This window comes from Actinomadura verrucosospora, assembly GCF_039540335.1.
Lineage (GTDB): Bacteria > Actinomycetota > Actinomycetes > Streptosporangiales > Streptosporangiaceae > Spirillospora > Spirillospora verrucosospora.
The window spans coordinates 35819-52939 of record NZ_BAABEV010000024.1 but is presented as its reverse complement, the minus strand read 5'-3'; the positions used below and the strand labels follow the sequence as shown (position 1 = coordinate 52939).

General features: G+C 69.3%; 15 protein-coding genes and 5 pseudogenes. 9 read left to right on the top strand and 11 right to left on the bottom strand.

Translation table 11 applies throughout. The annotated features are described in order from the left end of the window. Positions 1-192 precede the first annotated feature (192 nt). From ABD944_RS24370 to ABD944_RS24345, 6 genes are all read right to left on the bottom strand, one after another. A complete protein-coding gene (locus tag ABD944_RS24370; protein ID WP_345180106.1) occupies positions 193-780 on the bottom strand; it encodes a LuxR C-terminal-related transcriptional regulator in 588 nt (195 codons plus the stop codon). Next, positions 777-1889 carry a sensor histidine kinase gene (locus ABD944_RS24365; RefSeq protein WP_345180104.1) on the bottom strand — a complete coding sequence of 371 codons (1113 nt, stop codon included), beginning with the start codon at positions 1887-1889 and terminating at the stop codon, positions 777-779. The genes ABD944_RS24370 and ABD944_RS24365 overlap by 4 nt, the downstream gene beginning before the upstream one ends. Before the next feature lie 45 nt (positions 1890-1934). Beyond that, entirely contained in the window at positions 1935-3056 is a 1122-nt protein-coding gene (locus tag ABD944_RS24360; RefSeq protein WP_345180102.1) for a sugar ABC transporter substrate-binding protein, read from the bottom strand. Continuing rightward, on the bottom strand, positions 3053-4609 hold the full coding sequence (locus ABD944_RS24355) for a sugar ABC transporter ATP-binding protein (protein WP_345180099.1): 1557 nt from the start codon (positions 4607-4609) through the stop codon (positions 3053-3055). Before ABD944_RS24355 ends, ABD944_RS24360 begins: the two co-directional genes overlap by 4 nt. After that, positions 4606-5652 (bottom strand): ABC transporter permease, encoded by a 1047-nt coding sequence (locus ABD944_RS24350; RefSeq protein WP_345180098.1) that lies wholly within the window; start codon positions 5650-5652, stop codon positions 4606-4608. Before ABD944_RS24350 ends, ABD944_RS24355 begins: the two co-directional genes overlap by 4 nt. 311 nt (positions 5653-5963) lie before the next feature. Beyond that, entirely contained in the window at positions 5964-6830 is an 867-nt protein-coding gene (locus tag ABD944_RS24345; protein WP_345180095.1) for an IclR family transcriptional regulator, read from the bottom strand. Positions 6831-6865: 35 nt separating this feature from the next. Between ABD944_RS24345 and ABD944_RS24340 the strand changes: the two genes are divergently transcribed. From ABD944_RS24340 to ABD944_RS24315, 5 genes and pseudogenes are all read left to right on the top strand, one after another. Continuing rightward, positions 6866-7582 carry a CoA transferase subunit A gene (locus ABD944_RS24340; RefSeq protein ID WP_345180094.1) on the top strand — a complete coding sequence of 239 codons (717 nt, stop codon included), beginning with the start codon at positions 6866-6868 and terminating at the stop codon, positions 7580-7582. Between the two features lie 17 nt (positions 7583-7599). Next, entirely contained in the window at positions 7600-8238 is a 639-nt protein-coding gene (locus ABD944_RS24335; RefSeq protein WP_345180092.1) for a CoA transferase subunit B, read from the top strand. Next, entirely contained in the window at positions 8235-8981 is a 747-nt protein-coding gene (locus ABD944_RS24330; protein WP_345180090.1) for an enoyl-CoA hydratase-related protein, read from the top strand. The genes ABD944_RS24335 and ABD944_RS24330 overlap by 4 nt, the downstream gene beginning before the upstream one ends. A 405-nt stretch (positions 8982-9386) precedes the next feature. Further along, a pseudogene (locus tag ABD944_RS42490) lies at positions 9387-10315 on the top strand (IS110 family transposase); the annotation flags it as partial. 64 nt (positions 10316-10379) lie between these two features. Then, positions 10380-10536: pseudogene (locus ABD944_RS24315) on the top strand (IS5/IS1182 family transposase); the annotation flags it as partial. Between the two features lie 181 nt (positions 10537-10717). On the opposite strand, the gene ABD944_RS24310 reads toward ABD944_RS24315, so the two are convergent. Then, on the bottom strand, positions 10718-11197 hold the full coding sequence (locus ABD944_RS24310) for a hypothetical protein (protein WP_345180085.1): 480 nt from the start codon (positions 11195-11197) through the stop codon (positions 10718-10720). Further along, a pseudogene (locus ABD944_RS24305) lies at positions 11194-11415 on the bottom strand (hypothetical protein); the annotation flags it as partial. The gene ABD944_RS24310 and the pseudogene ABD944_RS24305, both read right to left, overlap by 4 nt. 80 nt (positions 11416-11495) lie before the next feature. On the opposite strand from ABD944_RS24305, the gene ABD944_RS24300 reads away from it, so the two are divergent. Continuing rightward, positions 11496-11651 carry a hypothetical protein gene (locus tag ABD944_RS24300; protein ID WP_345180082.1) on the top strand — a complete coding sequence of 52 codons (156 nt, stop codon included), beginning with the start codon at positions 11496-11498 and terminating at the stop codon, positions 11649-11651. A 131-nt stretch (positions 11652-11782) separates the two neighbouring features. On the opposite strand, the gene ABD944_RS24295 is transcribed toward ABD944_RS24300, so the two are convergent. Beyond that, positions 11783-12775 (bottom strand): right-handed parallel beta-helix repeat-containing protein, encoded by a 993-nt coding sequence (locus tag ABD944_RS24295; RefSeq protein ID WP_345180081.1) that lies wholly within the window; start codon positions 12773-12775, stop codon positions 11783-11785. A gap of 118 nt (positions 12776-12893) precedes the next feature. Between ABD944_RS24295 and aac(3) the strand changes: the two are divergent. The 3 genes and pseudogenes from aac(3) to ABD944_RS24285 form a co-directional block, all read left to right on the top strand. After that, positions 12894-13514, top strand: a pseudogene (aac(3), locus tag ABD944_RS24290) (aminoglycoside 3-N-acetyltransferase); the annotation flags it as partial. 193 nt (positions 13515-13707) lie between these two features. Beyond that, positions 13708-13887 (top strand): annotated as a pseudogene (locus tag ABD944_RS42485) (M28 family peptidase); the annotation flags it as partial. A 25-nt stretch (positions 13888-13912) separates the two neighbouring features. Then, the gene (locus tag ABD944_RS24285) at positions 13913-14296 is read left to right on the top strand and encodes a M28 family peptidase (RefSeq protein WP_425550317.1); all 384 of its coding nucleotides are present in this window, start codon (positions 13913-13915) and stop codon (positions 14294-14296) included. 129 nt (positions 14297-14425) lie between these two features. Here the strand turns inward: ABD944_RS24285 and ABD944_RS24280 are convergent, their stop codons facing one another. Both ABD944_RS24280 and ABD944_RS24275 read right to left on the bottom strand, forming a co-directional pair. Next, entirely contained in the window at positions 14426-15670 is a 1245-nt protein-coding gene (locus ABD944_RS24280; protein ID WP_345180077.1) for an NAD(P)/FAD-dependent oxidoreductase, read from the bottom strand. 7 nt (positions 15671-15677) lie between these two features. Next, positions 15678-17099, bottom strand: a complete 1422-nt coding sequence (locus tag ABD944_RS24275; RefSeq protein WP_345180234.1) for an NAD-dependent succinate-semialdehyde dehydrogenase — start codon at positions 17097-17099, stop codon at positions 15678-15680. Positions 17100-17121 lie beyond the last annotated feature (22 nt).

Genomic DNA, 17121 nt, shown 5'->3' with positions numbered 1-17121 from the left:
GGTGACCTCGCGGAGCAGCGGCTTCCTGTCCGGGTCAGCAGATCGCCTGCGAAGCGGTTGAGCGCTGCGGAACTGTCCATACCTCACCAACCTCCGTTCGACTCCGGCACCCAGCAGTGGCCTTCCTGGAGCGCCGGGCTGGCCGTCACTGCCGAACGGAGGGGTCTTTACCGTGCTCGGCGCGGTGCCGCCTCAGAGGAGGCCGAGACGATACGCGTTGGCGATGGCGTCAGCCCGGTTCCGCGCCCCGATGCGCTGCAGGATCTCCTGCCAGTAGGCCTTCACCGTGGTCGGCCGGAGTCCGAGCTCCTGGGCGATCTCGCTGTTGGTCATACCGGCGGCGACGCAGGCGAGGACCTCGCGTTGCCGTGGTGTCAGCAGCGAGCGCCCAGTGGGCGAGTCGTCGTGGAGCCTGCCTTCCCCGGCCGCCCGGACCACGGCACGGAGATCGGCGGGTGCGGTGTCCTTCGGCACCGCCGTAACCGCGCCGGCACGTCGCGCGTCGGGGATCTGCGGGTTCTGGGGGTCGGCGGTGAAGAGCACGACGCAGGCCTCAGGCGCTGCCGCGTGCAGCGCCGTGACGGCCGAGGTGACGTCGGTGGCGCCGAGCCGGACGTCGAGCAAGATCACGTTCGGCTGTCGATGGTGCGCCGCCGCGACCGCCTCGGGGAGGGAGGTGGCGGCTCCGACGAGCTCGAACTCGTCCTCGTCAACGAAGACGTTCTGGATCCCGGCCAGGACGATGGGGTGGTCGTCTACGACGAACAGCTTGATGGTCACAGGGGGATCCGTGCCCTGATCGTGAAGCCCTCCGTCGCGTCGTCGTCCACGATGGACACGCTGCCGCCGACCCTCGCGATCCTGGTCTCCGCGCTGGTGAGACCGATCCCCGGCCGGACCATGGGCGGCGCGAGGCCGTCGTTCGAGACGGCGACGGTCAACTGGTTGGGCAGCGCAGCCACGGTCACCGAGGCGCGCGTCGCGGACGAGTGCCGTTCGACGTTGGCCAGCGTCACGGCGACGAACCGGACCAAGGCCTCGACGCGCGCGGCGTCCAGCGCCGGGAGGGTGCCGAGGAAGACGGCGATCGCCTCGATCCCGGTACGGCGGCGGAAATCGTCGACGGTGCCCTGGATCTCGGCCCGCAGGTCGGTGGTCGCGCTCGCGTGCCACCCATGGATCAGGTCCTGCACCATCCCGCTGACCTCGGCGACCTCGTGCTGCAGCGTCTCCAACTCGCGGGCGAGCTCGAGGTCGGCCGCTCGCCGATGCACCTTCTCGGTCCGCGACGAGATCGAGAACAGCAACGCGCTGACGCTGTCGTGGATCTCCTCGCTGATCCGGCGCCGCTCTGCTAGCGCGGCGGCCGCCGCGTTGTCACGGCTGCGGCGCGCGATGCCGAGCGCGAGGCTCGCCCGCTCGGCCACCTGCTCGATGTGAGCGATGGTGCGATCCGCGAACGGTCCCGCGTCGCGTCGTCCGACGGTGAGGACACCGAGGACCTCCTCCTCGATGGAGAGCGGGGCGGCGATCATCCGCCGCACCCGCTCCGCCTCGATGATGTGGTCGAACTCGTGCGTGATGCTGGCGGCCTCGGCGTACTCCTCGACCCAGTGGATCGAAGACTGCGCGAACACGAGGCCGGTGAGTCCCCGACCCTGGCGGATGCCCAGGCTCTCCAGTTCCGAGGTCCGTTGCCCCAGCAGGTGCTCGATCACCAGGCCGCCGCCGGGATACGGCAGCGCCACCCAGGACACCGCCGTCTGCCGGCCCTCCGCCTCGACGACCTCGCGCAGAGTCAGCGTGAGCGCCGACCTCTGGTCGAAGACTGTGCGGATGTCGAGCAGCGCGTCGAGCACGTGCCTGCTAGGGACGCTCTCGTCCGTCATGCTGCCTCCTCCCGCGGTGCCGCTGAGTCCATGATAAGGAGGGGATCAGCCCACGCCCCAGGCCTGCTCGAAAGCCTTCTGGAAGCCGTTGTACGTCGGGTACAGGGTGGTCAGGTCGCCGTCCTCGATGTTGGTCTTGTCGATAAGCCGCATCGGAATCTTCAGGTTCTCCCTGGGCGTGCCGGACAGGGCCGCCAGCACCGAGTGGACGGCGAGCCAGCCGATGTAGTCGTTCGGCGGGAAGGACATGTCGGCGTCCTGCACTCCGCCGTCGCTGATCATCTGGAGGTTGGGCGCCAGGCCGTTGGCCGAGATGAGGGTGACGTCCTTGTTGATCCGCTGTGCCGGCGGTCCGGCGAAGGGGACCGCGGCGTCGAAGCCGACGGCCAGGTAGTTGATGCCCGGGTGCTGCTTCATCATGCTCTGCACCTGGGTCGGAAGGCCTGTGGCAAGGTTCGCGACGTCCATCTCGATCGTGTGGACGTCACAGGCGGAGCACAGCCGCGCTATCTCGTTCTCGGTGACCTTGCCGACCTCGTGGCTGAGTGGGATGGACGCCGGCAGCGAGACGTTGCCCAGCTCGAGGTCGCAGCCGGTGCTGTGCAGCGCGTAGTCGGCCCACGCCTTGCCGACGTGGTCGGCGCTCAAGGTGATGTCGGCGTAGACGAGCGGGTCGTTCGGGGCATCGACGTCGTCGGCGAGAATCGTGATCACCGGGACCCCGGCGTTCTTGGCCTTCTGAAGCGGGTTGCTTGCGATCGAGGCGTCGATTCCGCTCGTCACGATGGCGTCGGCGCCGGCACCGAGCGCGGCGGACAGGGCCTGGTTGGCGGACTGGGCGGTGCCGTTCCCGTTGAGCTCATGGAACTCCATGCCGAGGGCTGACGCGGCGGCCTTGATTCCCGCGTCGATGTTCTTCGTCAGGTCGTTGCTGAGCAGGTTGACGACCCAAACCGACCTGCCGGCCGCCACGGCGCCCTTGGCGGCGGCGTCGGGGATGTACAACTCGGGAACGGCGCGAAGCGCGTCGACGGCGTCCGATGCCGCGGCTTTGCAGTCGGCCTGGGCCTTGCCGGACCCCCCGGACGAGGTGCCGACCTCACCGCAGCCGGTCAGGCATGCGGCGACGGCCACGAACGCGGCCATCATGCTGACGTGCTTCTTCACTGGATCCTCCTGGTGTGTTCGGTGAGATCGTGGGTCGGTTGTCCCGAGGAGATCAGTCCGCTGGAGGCCTTGAGGATCTGCTCCTCGGTGACCTGGTCGCCTTCGAGGACCGTGGCGATGGCGCCGTCGTGGAGCACGAGCACGCGGTGGCACAGCGCGGCGACCTGCTCGTGGTCACCGGAGGCCATCACCACGGCGATGCCACGCGTCGTCTCAGAGACGATCCACTGGAGGAGGTCGTGCTTGGCGGCGGCGTCGACGCCCTGGGTGGGCTCGTCGAGCACGAGCACCCGCGGAGACGTGTTCATCCACTTCGCGAAGACCAATTTCTGCTGGTTTCCGCCACTGAAGGCGGAAATCGGCAGGTCCGGCCGGTTCGGATGGACCCCGACACGCGCCATCAGGTCCTCTGCCCGTGCGCGTTGCCGGCGCGACCTCAGCAGCCCGCGATGGACGAGCGTGCCGAGCACCGGCAGGGTCACGTTCTCCTGGGCCGTGGTCCCGGTCCACACGCCGTCGCGGCGCCGGTCGCCCGGAACCATCGCCATCCCGGACTCCAGGGCGTCCCGCACCGTCGTGATCGACCGCCCGCCGACCTCGACCGCGCCTCCGGCGGCAGGGGCGCCGCCGCACAGGAGCATCGGCACCTCCTCCTGCCCCATGCCGACCAGTCCGGTCACCCCGACGATCTCCCCGGGCCGGACGTCGAGGTCGAGGCCCTGGAGTCGCCGGCCGTGCAGCCCGCGCACTTGGAGCAGAGGCTCGCCGCCGGGGGCCGGCTGCTTCTCCGGGTAGTACGACGACATCCGCCGGCCCAGCATCGCCTCGACGTAGTCGTCGTGAGAGACCGCCGAGGTCGGGCTCTCGAATACGACGGCGCCGTCCCGGATCACGGCCGCCTTGTCGCAGGACGCCATCAGCTCCGCGAGCCGGTGGGTGATGAACAGGATCCCGGCCCCGCCTGCCGCGAGCCGGCGCATCATCGCGATGAGACGGGCGCTCTCGGCCGCGGACAGCAGCGCCGTCGGCTCGTCGAAGAGAATGAGCGGCCGGCCGTCACCGCCGCCCGGCTCGAGCTCCCGAAGCGCCCGGATCACCGCCACGAAGACCCGCTCCGCGGGGCTCAGCTCGCTGACGAGCCGCCACGGGTCGAGATCGATGCCGAGGCGCTCGCCGAGCCGCCGGCAGGTGCTGAGCTCTCGTCTCCGGGACCTCGGCAGCAGCGTGCGGGTCGCGTACCCGTCGCCGATCCCGACGTTGTCGAGCACGCTCAGCTCCGGGTGCAGCCCCAGGTCCTGGTGGATGACGACGATGCCCCGGCGGGAGGCGTGCCGGACCGGGCTTTCGAGCACCGAGCCGTGGAAGCGGATCTCGCCCGCGTCCACACGGTGGATGCCGGTGAGGATCTTCACCAGCGTCGACTTGCCCGAGCCGTTCTGCCCGAGCAGGCCGACGATCGTCCCGGTCTCGACGACCAGATCGACCGAGGTAAGGGCCCGGACGGCGCCGAAGGACTTCGCGATCCCCGTGAGCTCCAGCACCGGGGCGCTCATGCGGCGGCCGCCTTGCGTCCGGCGAGGCGGGCCAGGGTCACGGCCACGACGAGAGCGATGCCGTTGAAGGCCAAGGACACCCAGGTCGGAGCGCCCATCAGCTGCAACCCGGTGACGCCGACGCCCAGGAGGTAGAGGGCGAAGAGCGTGCCGAGCGCGTTGAACTGGTTGAGCCGTATCGTGGCGGCGCCCAGGAAGACGGCCGCGAACGGCGGCAGCAGGTACTGGTTGGTCGTCGACGGGTCCGCGGCACCGAGCTGCCCGAGCAGGAGGAGCCCGATGAGCGCCGCGAAGATCGCGCCGCCGACGAAGCCGAGGAACCGGATGCGTTCGACCCCGACGCCGGCGAGGCGGGCCACGTCGCGGTTGCCGCCCACGAAGAGCAGGTGGCGGCCCAGCGGGGTGAAGTCGAAGACGTACCAGGCCACCAGGACGAATAGCCATCCGATCCAGGTCGCCGAGGTGAGTCCGAGGACGTCGGTCCTCGCCAGCGAGACGATCGGGTCGGGCACGGTGACGACCGCGGTCGATCCGGTGACCCAGTAGATCAGGCCGCTCACGAGGGTGTTGACGCCCAAGGTGGTGACGAACGCGTCGACACCGACCACGACGACCAGGAGCCCGTTCAGGGCACCGAGCACGAGCGCCGTCAGCAGCACCGCCACGAGGCACGTCGTAAAGCCCTGGCCTTCCTGGGTCAGCCGGGCCACGAGGGCGCCGGACAGCACCATGGTCGAGACGAGGGACAGGTCGAACTCGCCAATGCGAAGTTGGAAGCAGGCGACGATCGCCAGCATCAGGACGATGCTCTGCGCGTCCGCCATCGACACGAAGTTCACCGAGGAGCGAAAGTTCGGCAGCGTGATCGCGAAGTAGGCGGTCAGCACCAGGAACAGCAGCGGCACCATGTAGCGCCCGACGGTCTCGCCCAGCGGGCTGCGCCGCCGGCCGGTGCCACCCGCGGCCTCACCGGCGAGCCGGGAGCCGGACCCCTGGGGCTGAACGGATCCCTGGCCGTGCTCGGACGAGACTGTACTGGACATCGCTCTGCCACCTTCGTCGTCGGACCTGACGCCGCATTCAAACCTGGGTGATGAGATGTGCGTCACTGCCGAACGGAAGGGTCTTCGGAGCCCTCGGGGAGTCAACCGCGGGTATTGAGCGGCTGGAGGCGCCGGGCGTCCAGGTCCGCGTGATGTGCCGCGATCGCCGTACGGCCGCATCCCGGCGACGAGAGATGCCAGCGGTTCGTCGCCGTGGCCATGCTGAACAGTGCGCGCGTCGTGAGCACGACGTCCTCGGCGCCTTCAGCGCCGCCTCGGCCTCGCGGAGGACTAACAGCGCCACATGACGGTCACGCCCGCCGACCCAGTTGATGCGCCTCTTGGAGCAGCAGCCTTCCGAGTGCCGGCTGCCGCTCGGCGCCGAAGCGTTGCTCGATACCTGTGAGAGTCAGCGCCGCCTCCGGCCTGCCTGCGTTGTCAAACACGGCGGCCGCCATCCCCCAAGAGCCTGCAACAACGTGTCCGGGGTTGAGGGCCCAGCCGTTGCGCCGAGCGTCCGACAGGTGTGCGCGGATCTCGTCCTCGGTGTGGTGTGGACCCCAGTTTCGCGTGAGGTCGGCGCGAGATAGATACGTGTCGATCTCGCGGCTGGGAAGATGAGCCAGGATCGCGAGCCCTGCCGACACGACACCCAACGGAAAGCGAGCTCCCTCGTTGAGGACATGAGATCGGATCGGGAAGTCGCCGTCCTCCCGGATCAGGACCACCGTCTCATCCCCCCGACGTACCGAGAAGAACGCGCTCTCGCCGGTCTCGCGGGCGAGCCGGTGGACACTCTCGCGCGCCTCGCTCGTCATGTCGTAGCGGGTGGCCGCCGCCATACCCAGGACGTAAGTTTCGGGACCCAGGAACCACCCGCCAGTCTGACCGTCGCGGTCGACCAGTCCCTCGCCGGCCAGCGTTTCCAACAGGCGGTGAGCGGTAGCGCGCGGGAGCCCAGTTGACTTTGCCAGTGACGTCGTAGACACACCGGTGTCGGTTCCAGACGAAAGGGCGCGCAGCAGCGCAGCGGCCTTTCCGACGACACCCGATGGCGAGTCCATGTACCAACCCCAGCGTCCACTCAGTGGACGCTGGTCCGTCAGGCTTCTCACCGAGCGGCCGAGTTCGACCCATCTCTTGACGTGGAAGGCCACCTCCGGCGAGAACGGATCCATCCGTTCAGTAGACGTTGGTCCTCAGGAGTGATGACGTGTTGACGAAGTTGGTGGCCGATGCCGAGGCGGCGGTCGCCGAGCGACTCCGCGATGGCATGACGATTGCGGTGGGTGGGTTCGGCCTCTGCGGCATCCCGCGTGACTTGATCGAGGCCGTCCGCAATAGCGGTGTGCGCGACCTGACCATCGTGTCCAACAACATGGGTATCGATGGCAGGGGCCTCGGCCTTCTGCTGGAGAACAGCCAGGTGGGCAAGGTGATCTCCTCGTACGTCGGCGAGAACAAGCTGTTCGCGCAGCAGTATCTGGACGGCGCGCTCGAGGTGGAGTTCTGCCCGCAGGGGACCCTCGCCGAGCGGCTGCGTATCGGCGGATCCGGGATCGCTGGCTTCTACACCCGCACCGGTGTCGGCACCGAGGTTGCGGAGGGCAAACCGCACGAGATCTTCGACGGCGAGACGTTCGTGCTCGAGCGCGGCATCGTCGCCGACCTGGCCCTGGTTCACGCCCACACCGCAGACGCGGAGGGCAACCTGCGCTACCGGGCGACCGCCCGCAACTTCAACCCAACTCGTCGCGATGAGCGGCCGGGTCTGTATTGCCGAGGCCGAAGTCGTCCTCGACGGCTACCTCGATCCCGACGATGTGATGACCCCCGGCATCTTCGTCGACGTCACCGTGCACGCGACCGACCGCCCCAAGGACATCGAGCAACGCTTGGTGCGGTCGCGGACCAGCCAGACGAGCGGTGAAAGGATCGGAGCCTGACATGCCTTGGACCCGCGAGGAGATGGCAGCGATCGCTGCCCGTGAGCTCAACGACGGCGACTACGTCAATCTCGGTATCGGCATTCCGACGCTGGTCGCCGACCACCTTCCACACGGTGTCACCGTGCTGCTGCAGAGTGAGAACGGCCTGCTTGGCATGGGACTGTTCCCGTATGAGGGCGAGGAGGACGCCGACATCATCAACGCGGGCAAGCAGACCGTCACGACGACCCCCGGGGCGTCGTACTTTGATTCGGCGACGAGCTTTGCCATGATCCGCGGCGGTCATATCGACATCGCGATCCTCGGTGCCCTTCAGGTCGCAAGCAACGGCGACCTCGCGAATTGGACCGTCCCCGGAAAGTTGGTCAAGGGCATGGGCGGCGCGATGGATCTCGTCGCTGGGACCCGCCGGGTCGTCGTCATCACTGACCACGTCGCCAAGGACGGCACCCCGAAGATTGTTGAGCAGTGCACACTTCCCCTGACCGGTGCCGGCGTGGTCGACCGGATCATCACCGACCTTGCAGTCTTGGACGTCACCGCCGATGGGCTGACCCTTCGAGAGGTCGCTCCAGGCGTGAGCCGCGAGGAGCTTCGAGCGCTTACCGCGGCGCCGATCTCGGAGCTTGTCGCGTGAGCCGCCTCGTCCGGTACGACCGGGCCGTCAGCGCCGACCGCGCCCACGCTGTCATCACCCTAGACTCCGACCGGAATCGGAACGCGCTCTCCTCTCAACTGCTCGAGGAACTGCGCGCCGCCCTGAACCGCGCGGAGGACGACGACGTCCTTGCAATCCAACTGCGGGCCGAGGGCCGCGCCTTCTGCGCCGGCGCAGACCTCCAGGAGGCCTTCCGGGAAGGGATGGACGTCTCAGCACACCGCCTCGCCGGCGTTATCCGCGCGATCCTTTCCCACCCGCTACCCGTGATCGCCCGCCTCCATGGCCCGGTCCGGGCAGGTGGTCTCGGCATCGTCGCCGCGTGCGACCTCGCCATGGCCTGCGACGACCTGACCTATGCCTTAACCGAAGCCCGTCTGGGCCTCACACCTGCGGTGATCTCGCTCAGCGCGCTTCCACGCATGAGTGCCCGAGTCGCACGGACGACGTTCCTGACGGCCGCCACCTTCGACTCGCAACTTGCACTGGACAGCGGCCTCATCACGCACGTGGTATCTCGAGAGCACCTGGAGCGTGCAACCGAGGACCTCACCGCCAGCCTTACCGCCGGCGAGCGGCAAGGTCTCGAGGCCACAAAGCGGCTCCCCAATGCCGACGTTCTCATATACTTCGACGACCGAGTCGACGAAATGGTCTCGCTGTCTGCGGCACTGTTCGGCTCCGAAACTGCACGCTCCCACCTAGCCGCCTTCCTCCGCTAGACCGATGCAGTCCCTACCCCGAGCTCCGCTGCACAGGGTCCCCGAACACCCTCGGGATCGATGGCGGCCCCTTTCATGGAGAATCCCTTACGCGCGTTCGTTCCACAACCGACTCGAACGACGTCGGTAACGGCTACGACTACTGCCTCGATCGCGACCACCCCATTACCTTTTTCACGTCCTGCCGACCGCTGGTCGGTGAGAGCCAGGTCGCCCGGGCCGGCATGACTCAAGCCTCCTGTCGCAAGCATGATCCGGGGGGTGTTGTCACCGGATGGGTAGCGTCGGTGGACCGCTCATAGGGACCAGGCAACATCGTCTCGCCGTAACGTGGATGCCGGCAGCCGTCGCCGGACTCGTGACCAGGTCAGAGAGTGCATCGACTCCCGCACGACGTAGGTGGCTTTGAGCTCGGAGTACGCGGTGTTCCTGGGGCTAGACGTCGGCAAGGGCGAACACCACGCCTGTGCCCTGGCCCGTCCGGCAAGAAGCTGCACGACAAGCTCCTCCCGAACGACGAGCAGCGGCTACGCGCCCTGTTCACCAAGCTCGGCCGCCACGGCCGGGTGCTCGTGGTGGTCGACCCCAGCCCGCCTCGATCGGCGCGCTGCCGGTCGCGGTCGCGCGCGCGGAGGGCTGCCAGGTCGCCGACCTGCCTGCTTGAAGATGCGGCGCCTGGCCGATGTACATCCGGGCAAAGCCAAGACCGACGCCCGCGACGCCTTCGTCATCGCCGATGCGGCCCGCCCCCTCCCACACCCTCCGCCGGGTCGACACCGGCCAGGAGACCCTCACTGAGCTGGAGGTTCTGGTCGGGTTCGACGACGACCTGGCTACCGAGTCCACGCGGCTGGTGAACCGGATCCGGGGTCCGCTCGCCACCATCTACCCCATGCTGGAAAAGCCGATCGGCCCGCGGCTGCACCACCCGGCCGCCCTGGAGCTTCTCATCACCTACGGCGGCCCGGACGGGCTGCGCGTCGCCACCGCCGACCAGCTCCTGGCCACCGCCAAGCCGCTCGCGCCGCGCATGGCCGGACGCCTGGTCAAAGCGATCAAGAACGCGCTGGACGTCCAGACCGTGGTCGTTCCCGGCACCATCGCGGCCTCGACCGTCCTGCCGCACCTCGCCCGATCGCTGCGATCGGTCCATAACCAGCGCAAACAGGTCGCCGTCCAGGTGGAGGAGATCCTCCATGCGCACCCTCTTGCCAGAGGTCCTGGTCTCAAAGCCCGGCTTCGGGATCAGGACCAGCGCACGGATCCTGCTGGAGATCGGTGACGTCTCGGCGTTCGCGACGCCCGGGCACCTGGCCGCGTTCGCCTCGCTCTCCGACCCAGTGAGCGATCCCCCAGATAAGGGCCACGATCGTTCATTGATTACACATTTAGCATTGGATCTGGGCCTCGCCCGCGTTGCCGGGCTCGGCGCACGACCTGACCGCGGCCCGCGCACGGCATCATCGACGCGCTCACCAGCCGCACGATCGCCTGCAACGCCGACAAGGGATACGTCGGAGCAGGCGGCGCAATCGGAATCCCCTTCAAACGCAGGAAGCGCCGTAAGCTCGGCAAACAGGGCCTCCTCGCCGTTCTCGACGACCTCCTCCAGCTCCTCCAAGTGGGCCTGGTTGGGGTTGCCGGGGTGTGTGGTGCGCTTGGGTGCGGCGGCGGCATTGCGCATCGCCGGGTGGGGACGTGGCTGGTCGAGGAAGAGTCAATACCTGTAGATCAAGTCAGCCGTGTTGGTGACCTTGCCGACGGAGCCGTTGGCTGGCTGCCGCTCGAACCCGTCGGGTCCTTCCTTGGCCGGCAAGGAGGGCGAGGGCATCGGGTGATGTCGGGACTTCGACGGCCTTTCGCTGGAACCAGTCGGATGCCGCGGTGACTTGGGCCGGCGCCCATGGTTTGTCCTGGGCGATGGCAGCCAGCAGCGTCCATTCGGTCAGGCGGCGGGTGAGAAAATCCCGCTCGCCGATGACGCCGGTCATGGTGTGGACCCAGCCGGGAAACCGTTCGTCGGTCAGCAGGAGGCGTGCCCGGTCGTCGATGTGGCGGGCCACTGCGGACTGTGCCATCTCCTGGTCTGGGTCCTGCAGGATCTCGTTCACCAACGTGGGCTCATCGTCGGCGTCCACGGCGGCCAGGGCCCGCAGGTGGCAGGCGTAGCGGCGGTGTTCGTCCGGCTCGGCGGGGTCGTCAGTGGGGCTGCTCACGCGGCCGCTCCTTTGGGACGCTCGACAAGCCGGCTGCGGCCGTAGCGAGCCCCGGCGCGGACGAGGGCGACCCGGCGGGGGGCGTTCACTACGCGCTGGCGGGCCTGGGCCGGCTCGATCAGTTTGCACGCCATGGCCGACGCGGCGGCCCGCGAGCCGGGTCCTTTGGTGACCTTGGTGCGGTGCCGCATCGTGGCGAAGGTGCTCTCGATCGCGTTGATGCCGTGCGCGGGGGATGAGGTCCTGCACTGTCCTGCCGGGCATCAAGTAGGTGTCCCCGGCCGGGACCCAGTAGGCGGTGATCTTCAACGCCACGATGGCGTGCGCGCCCTGCTGCGCCGCCTGGTACGCCAGGCGGTCGAGGCCGTGCCCGATCTCGGCCTCGTCCGTCCAGACCGGCCAGGCGCGCTCCACCGGCCCCGCGTTCGTGATCGGGACGCCATCGGTCGTGTAGATCGGAATCACCGGATCGTCTTCCCTGTCTCGGCACGTCGGACAGCGACCATGATGTCCGGGCGCCCGCGGCCTACGGCAGGGACCCCCGCCCGGACGTGAGCGTGAGGTCCCCAGGGGCGCGCGGGCGAGTTACCAGGGTTTGGTGGTCCTGTACTTGTTGCCGCCGCCGTTCTTGATCGACGGGGTGGAGCACTTGCCCCAGACCGGCGGGCTGCCCTTCCCGCCCCAAAGGATCATGGACTTCTTCTTGTTGCCGTAGCTGTTGCCGTAAATGTTCTTGCTGAAGACATTGCCCTTGCCGCACCCCTCGCCCTTCGTCGTGTCCCGCCACTCGCTGAACGTGGCATAGGAGCCCGAGCGATAGAACTTGTTGCCACTGACGAGGTTGTTGCTGCTGACGCGGACGCGGACGGGGTCGCCCGTCACGTACTCGAACCTGTTGCCGGAGATCGTGCTCCTCGAAGTCCGGACGAGATAGATGCCGTGCATCTTGCCCGAGTTCCTCAATTTGGAGAACAGATTGTTCTTGATCTTCAGCCCGGAGGAGCTCTCCGTGTGGATTCCGCCGTACCCTTTGGAACCGCTCAGATTCTTGAAGACGTTCCCGGTGATGGTGATATTCGTGTTGCCCTTCAGCCTGATCCCGTTCGGGGCGTTCTGGAACGTCTTGCCGGAGATGGTGAAGCTCCCGTACCCGGCCTTGATGCACAGGAGGTAGGTCGCACAGGTCGTCTCGCCGGGGTAGCGGCTTGCCCGCGCGGTATTCATCCGCGACCCGTCGAAGACGACGCGGCCCGTGCCCGGGGCGGTGTCGAAGACGACGCTCGCCCCCTTCGGGGAGTAGTCCCAGACGATGGGCTCGGTGAGGTGGTGGACGCCTCCGACGATGAGCAGCCGCACGTGCTTGACGCCCCGGCGCTTCGCGACGTCCTGGACCTGCCGGAAGGACGTGAAGGCCGTGGCCTTGGCATTTCCATCCCGTTTCGCGAGGCCGGACACGCCGGATTGGCCGGGGTCGACGAAGAAGACCGCCTCGCCTGGCGCGGCGTTCGCCGGGGCGGCGAGCGCGGCACCGGCCAGCACCACCGCGGCCGACATCGGAAGAAGCACAGTTCTGCGCATGTCCTCGCCCTTTCCCACCGTGAACGTTTTCTTGGCAGGATTAAACCCGGCTCCCCCGGATCCCGTCCAGCCGGAAAGGAATTCGCTCCGGCCGGAAGACCCCGCCTAGATCATGATCATGGATGAGAGGAGCCTGCTCGTTGGTTCCGACGGGCCGGTGACCCGGAGCCGGATCAGCCGCGACCTGGAAGCGCTCGGCCTCGGCCGCGGCGATGCGGTCATGTTCCACACCCGCATGTCCGCCATCGTCTGCGTGGCCGGCGGGCCGCAGACCGTCATCGGCGTGCTCGGTGACGTGGTGGGACCGTGGGGCACGCTCATGACGTACTGCGGCTGGAACGACGCACCGCCCTATGACTTCGTCACCTGGCCTCAGCCCTGGCAGGACGCTCTGCGCGCGGAGCACCCCGCCTACGACCCCGGTCTCAGCGAGGCCGACCACGGCAACGGACGTCTCCCCGAGGCCCTGCGCCGGTGGCCGGGGGCGGTGCGCAGCCGGCACCCGGACGTCAGCTTCGCGGCCCTGGGGGCGGCGGCCGACTTGACCGCCGACCATCCGTGGGACGACCCTCATGGCGCGAACAGCCCGCTCGCGCGGCCGGTGGCCCATAACGGCCGGGTCCTGCTGCTGGGCGCTCCCCTCGACACCATGACACTGCTGCATCACGCGGAGGCGCCCGGCAAAAGGTTCGTGGACTACGAACAGCCCATCCTCGTGAACGGCCGGCGGGTCTGGCGCCCTTCGGCACGCCACAGCGAAGTTCAGGGAAGATCAAGTCTATTGCGCTCTCCCGCAATTGACGTCCCGCCGGGAGCGGCAGCGTGCAACCCACCGTAAACAAGGAGGCTCGTCTGTTCCCCAGCGAGCCGAGCTAATCAGGGTTATCGGGGGATGGCGGTTCAGTGAGTGGACGTGCTGGTGGCGTGAGCGTGTGCCGGTGGCATGGCCAGATACCCCCAAGGTGGCGGGCAAGGCGGTCATCGTCAGCGCGCACTACGACAGCGTCCCCGGCTCGCCCGGCGCCAACGACGACGGCAGCGGAACCGTCTTGTGCCTGGAACTGGCCCGCGTCCTGAAGCGGCTCCCCACCCAGCAGGCCGTCTGCGTCTGCCTGTGGGGGGGCGGAGGAGAACGGCCTGGTCGGCGCCCGGCACTACGTGAGGCAACTCGACGACGCGGGCGCCGAGCAGATCACCGGCTGCTTCCAGAACGACATGGTCGCCACCAGCCACCCGCAGGCGGGCACGTACTGGCTACTGCCGGTGGACGGCGCGGACGACACCACCACGGCCGCCGTGAACGCCGCCGCGCAGCGGCTCGGCTACGCCGACCAGAGCAAGGGCCCCACCGCCCGGGGCTCCAGCGACCACGAGGCCTTCTACGAGCGCGGCATCCCGGCGGGCAACTTCAGCTGGCGCGGCGGTGAGTCGCCCAGCCGGCTGGAGCCCCTCTCCACACCCCCGAGGACACGATCGCCCAGAACGTCAGCCCGGAACGCCTCTGCGTCTCCCTCGAACTGATCGGCTGCGCCCTCTACGACGTGGCCCGCCGCAAGAGACGCGGAACCCGGCCGGACACGCTCGGCGTGTCCGGCCGGTTCGCGCCCGAGCGCGGGCACCAGCACACGGAGGACATGAGCCGGAGACCTGTCAGGGCCCTGTGCGGGTTCTCCGGGGCCGCTCGGTCGCGGCCGTGATGTTCTCCCGCATCGTGGCGAGGGACACCGGAGCGCGCAGCGCCTTCCGGCAGGCGATCACCACTCGGGGCCAGTTGACCGCGACCGCACCGGCGAACTCCCCGGCGGGGTCGGCGTACAGGACCGCGAAGCCGTGGTCCGGATCGGCGCCGGGGAGGATGACGTGGTCAAGGCCTCCGCCCGTGCGGCCGACCACCTGGATCCGCCAGTCGTATTGGTCGGTCCATGCGTACTCGACGGGGTCGTGTGCCCGGAGATCGTCCGGGTGCGTGATGTTGTGGGCGACGCGCTCGGCCTGCTCGACGGCGTTGGTCCAGTGTTCGGCCCGGACGAGCCGGCGGCGCCGGGGATGGAACCAGCGGGCGACGTCGCCCACGGCGTGGACGTTCGATGCACCGCGCGCCCGGCTGTACCGGTCGCACACGACGCCGTCCGCGACGGTCAGTCCCGAGCCGCGGACCCACTCGTCGTTCGGCACCGCGCCGATGCCCACGACCACCGTGGCCGCGGGAAGGCGGGACCCGTCGTCCAGCCCCACCACGAGCCCGCCGTCGACGGCCTCGACGCCCGTGACCGCTGCCCCGAACCGGGTCCGCACCCCGCGGTCGGCATGGAGGCGGGCGAAGCGCCGGGCGACGGCGGGACTCAGCACGCGGCCGAGCGGAGCGCGCGCCGGGTCGACGAGCGTCACGTCGGCGAGACCCATCGCAGTGGCGGTCGCCGCGACCTCGGCGCCGATGAAGCCGGCGCCGACGACGACCAGCGGCCCGCCGCACCTCAGGTCCTCGCGTAGCGCGACCGCGTCGTCCAGGGTCCGCAGCACGTGCAGGCCGGGCGGGGCGCCCCACGGGGAGGGACGTGGCCGGGCACCGGTGGCCACGACGAGCTCGTCGAACGCCAGGCGCCGGCCGTCGGCAAGTTCGACCGCACGTCCGGCCACGTCCACGGCGGTCGCGGGAGTCCCCAGCTCCAGCCGTATCCCGGCGGCGTCCGCCGTGTCCTCGCCGAGCAGGGTCAACTCCCCCCGGGTCGCCGTTCCGGCGAGGAAGGCCTTGGACAGCGGCGGCCTGTCGTAGGGCAAGTGCTCCTCGGCGCCCACGAGAACGATCTCACCCGCGTGCCCGGACGAACGCAACGCTCTGGCGGTGCGCACGCCCCCGACCGAGGCGCCGACGATGACGACGGTCGACACGCTCACCCCGGGCTCACGCGGGTGCGCCGATCGAGGCGTACCTGGTCTCCAGGTACTCCTGGACGCCGAGCTCGCCGCCCTCACGGCCCAGGCCGGACTGCTTCACGCCGCCGAACGGCGCCGAGGCGTCGGAGACGTGTCCCCGGTTCACCCCGACCATCCCGCACTCCAGCGCCTCGACGGCCCGGACGGCGCGATCGAGGTCCCGGGTGTAGACGTAGCCGACCAGGCCGGACTCGGTGTCATTGGCCAGAGCGAGGCCCTCCTGCTCGGTCGAGAACCGGTACACCGCGGCGGCGGGGCCGAAGATCTCCTTCCGTGCGATCTCGGCGGAGGGCGGGACCCGATCCAGCAGGACGGGTCTGAGGAACGCGTCACCGGGGCCGGCCGCGCCGTAGTGGACGACGGGCTCCGCGCCGTGCGCCACGGCGTCGTCGACCAGCCCGACCGCGCGATCCCGCTGCGCTTCGTTGATCAGCGGCCCGAGGGTCGACCGCGGATCACCCCCCGGGCCGACGACCTGGGCGCGCAGCCGCTCGGCCAGTCCGCCGACGAACCGCGACGCGACCGAGTCGGCGACGATGAAGCGGTTCGCCGCGACGCAGGACTGCCCGCCGTTGCGCAGCTTCGCCGCGACCGCGCCCTCGACGGCCGCGTCGACGTCGGCGTCGTCGAAGACGACGAAGGGCGCGTTGCCCCCCAGCTCCATGGAGGTTCGGAGCACGCCGGGCGCGGCCAGCGCCAGCAGCCTGCGGCCCACCTCGGTGGATCCCGTGAAGGAGAGCTTGCGGATCCGCCGATCGCCCAGGACCGCCTCGACGAGCGGGCCGGGCCGGCTCGTGCCCAGCACGTTGACCACCCCCGCGGGCAGCCCCGCCTCGGCCATCACGCGGGCGAGGAGCAGAGCCGACAGCGGTGTCTCCTCCGCGGGTTTGAGGACGACCGTGCAGCCCGCCGCGAGCGCCGGCGCGACCTTCCGGGTGATCATCGCGAGGGGGAAGTTCCACGGTGTCACCAGCAGGCACGGCCCCACCGGCCGGTTCAGGGTGAGATGGCGCGCGGTGCCGTCCGGTGCCGTGCGGAAGGTACCGGTGAGGCGGACGGCCTCCTCCGAGTACCACCGCAGGAAGTCGGCGGCGTAGGCGACCTCGGCACGCGACTCCGCCAGCGGCTTGCCCATCTCCAGGGTGATGAGCGCGGCGAAGTCCTCGGCCCGGTCGTGGACGGCCGTGAAGACCTCGTGCAGCAGCGCGGCCCGTCGCCGAGGCGATGTCGCCGACCACCGCGGGAACGCCGCCGCCGCCGCGTCCAGGGCGTCCGCCGCGTCCTCGACGCCGGCGTCCGCGACGGTCGCGATGACTTCCCCGGTCGCGGGGTCGAGGACGGGGAACCTCGTACCCCCGCGGGACTCCCGCCACTCCCCGCCGACGAGCATCCCGGTCGGCGGGGACGCCGAC

Excerpts from the sequence above, each read along its gene's own strand:
- ABD944_RS24350 (WP_345180098.1), bottom strand. The coding sequence starts at position 5,652 with ATGTCCAGTACAGTCTCGTCCGAGCACGGCCAGGGATCCGTTCAGCCC.
- ABD944_RS24335 (WP_345180092.1), top strand. The coding sequence starts at position 7,600 with ATGCCTTGGACCCGCGAGGAGATGGCAGCGATCGCTGCCCGTGAGCTC.
- ABD944_RS24275 (WP_345180234.1), bottom strand. The coding sequence starts at position 17,099 with ATGCTCGTCGGCGGGGAGTGGCGGGAGTCCCGCGGGGGTACGAGGTTC.
- ABD944_RS24355 (WP_345180099.1), bottom strand. The coding sequence starts at position 4,609 with ATGAGCGCCCCGGTGCTGGAGCTCACGGGGATCGCGAAGTCCTTCGGC.
- ABD944_RS24295 (WP_345180081.1), bottom strand. The coding sequence starts at position 12,775 with ATGCGCAGAACTGTGCTTCTTCCGATGTCGGCCGCGGTGGTGCTGGCC.
- ABD944_RS24365 (WP_345180104.1), bottom strand. The coding sequence starts at position 1,889 with ATGACGGACGAGAGCGTCCCTAGCAGGCACGTGCTCGACGCGCTGCTC.
- ABD944_RS24345 (WP_345180095.1), bottom strand. The coding sequence starts at position 6,830 with ATGGATCCGTTCTCGCCGGAGGTGGCCTTCCACGTCAAGAGATGGGTC.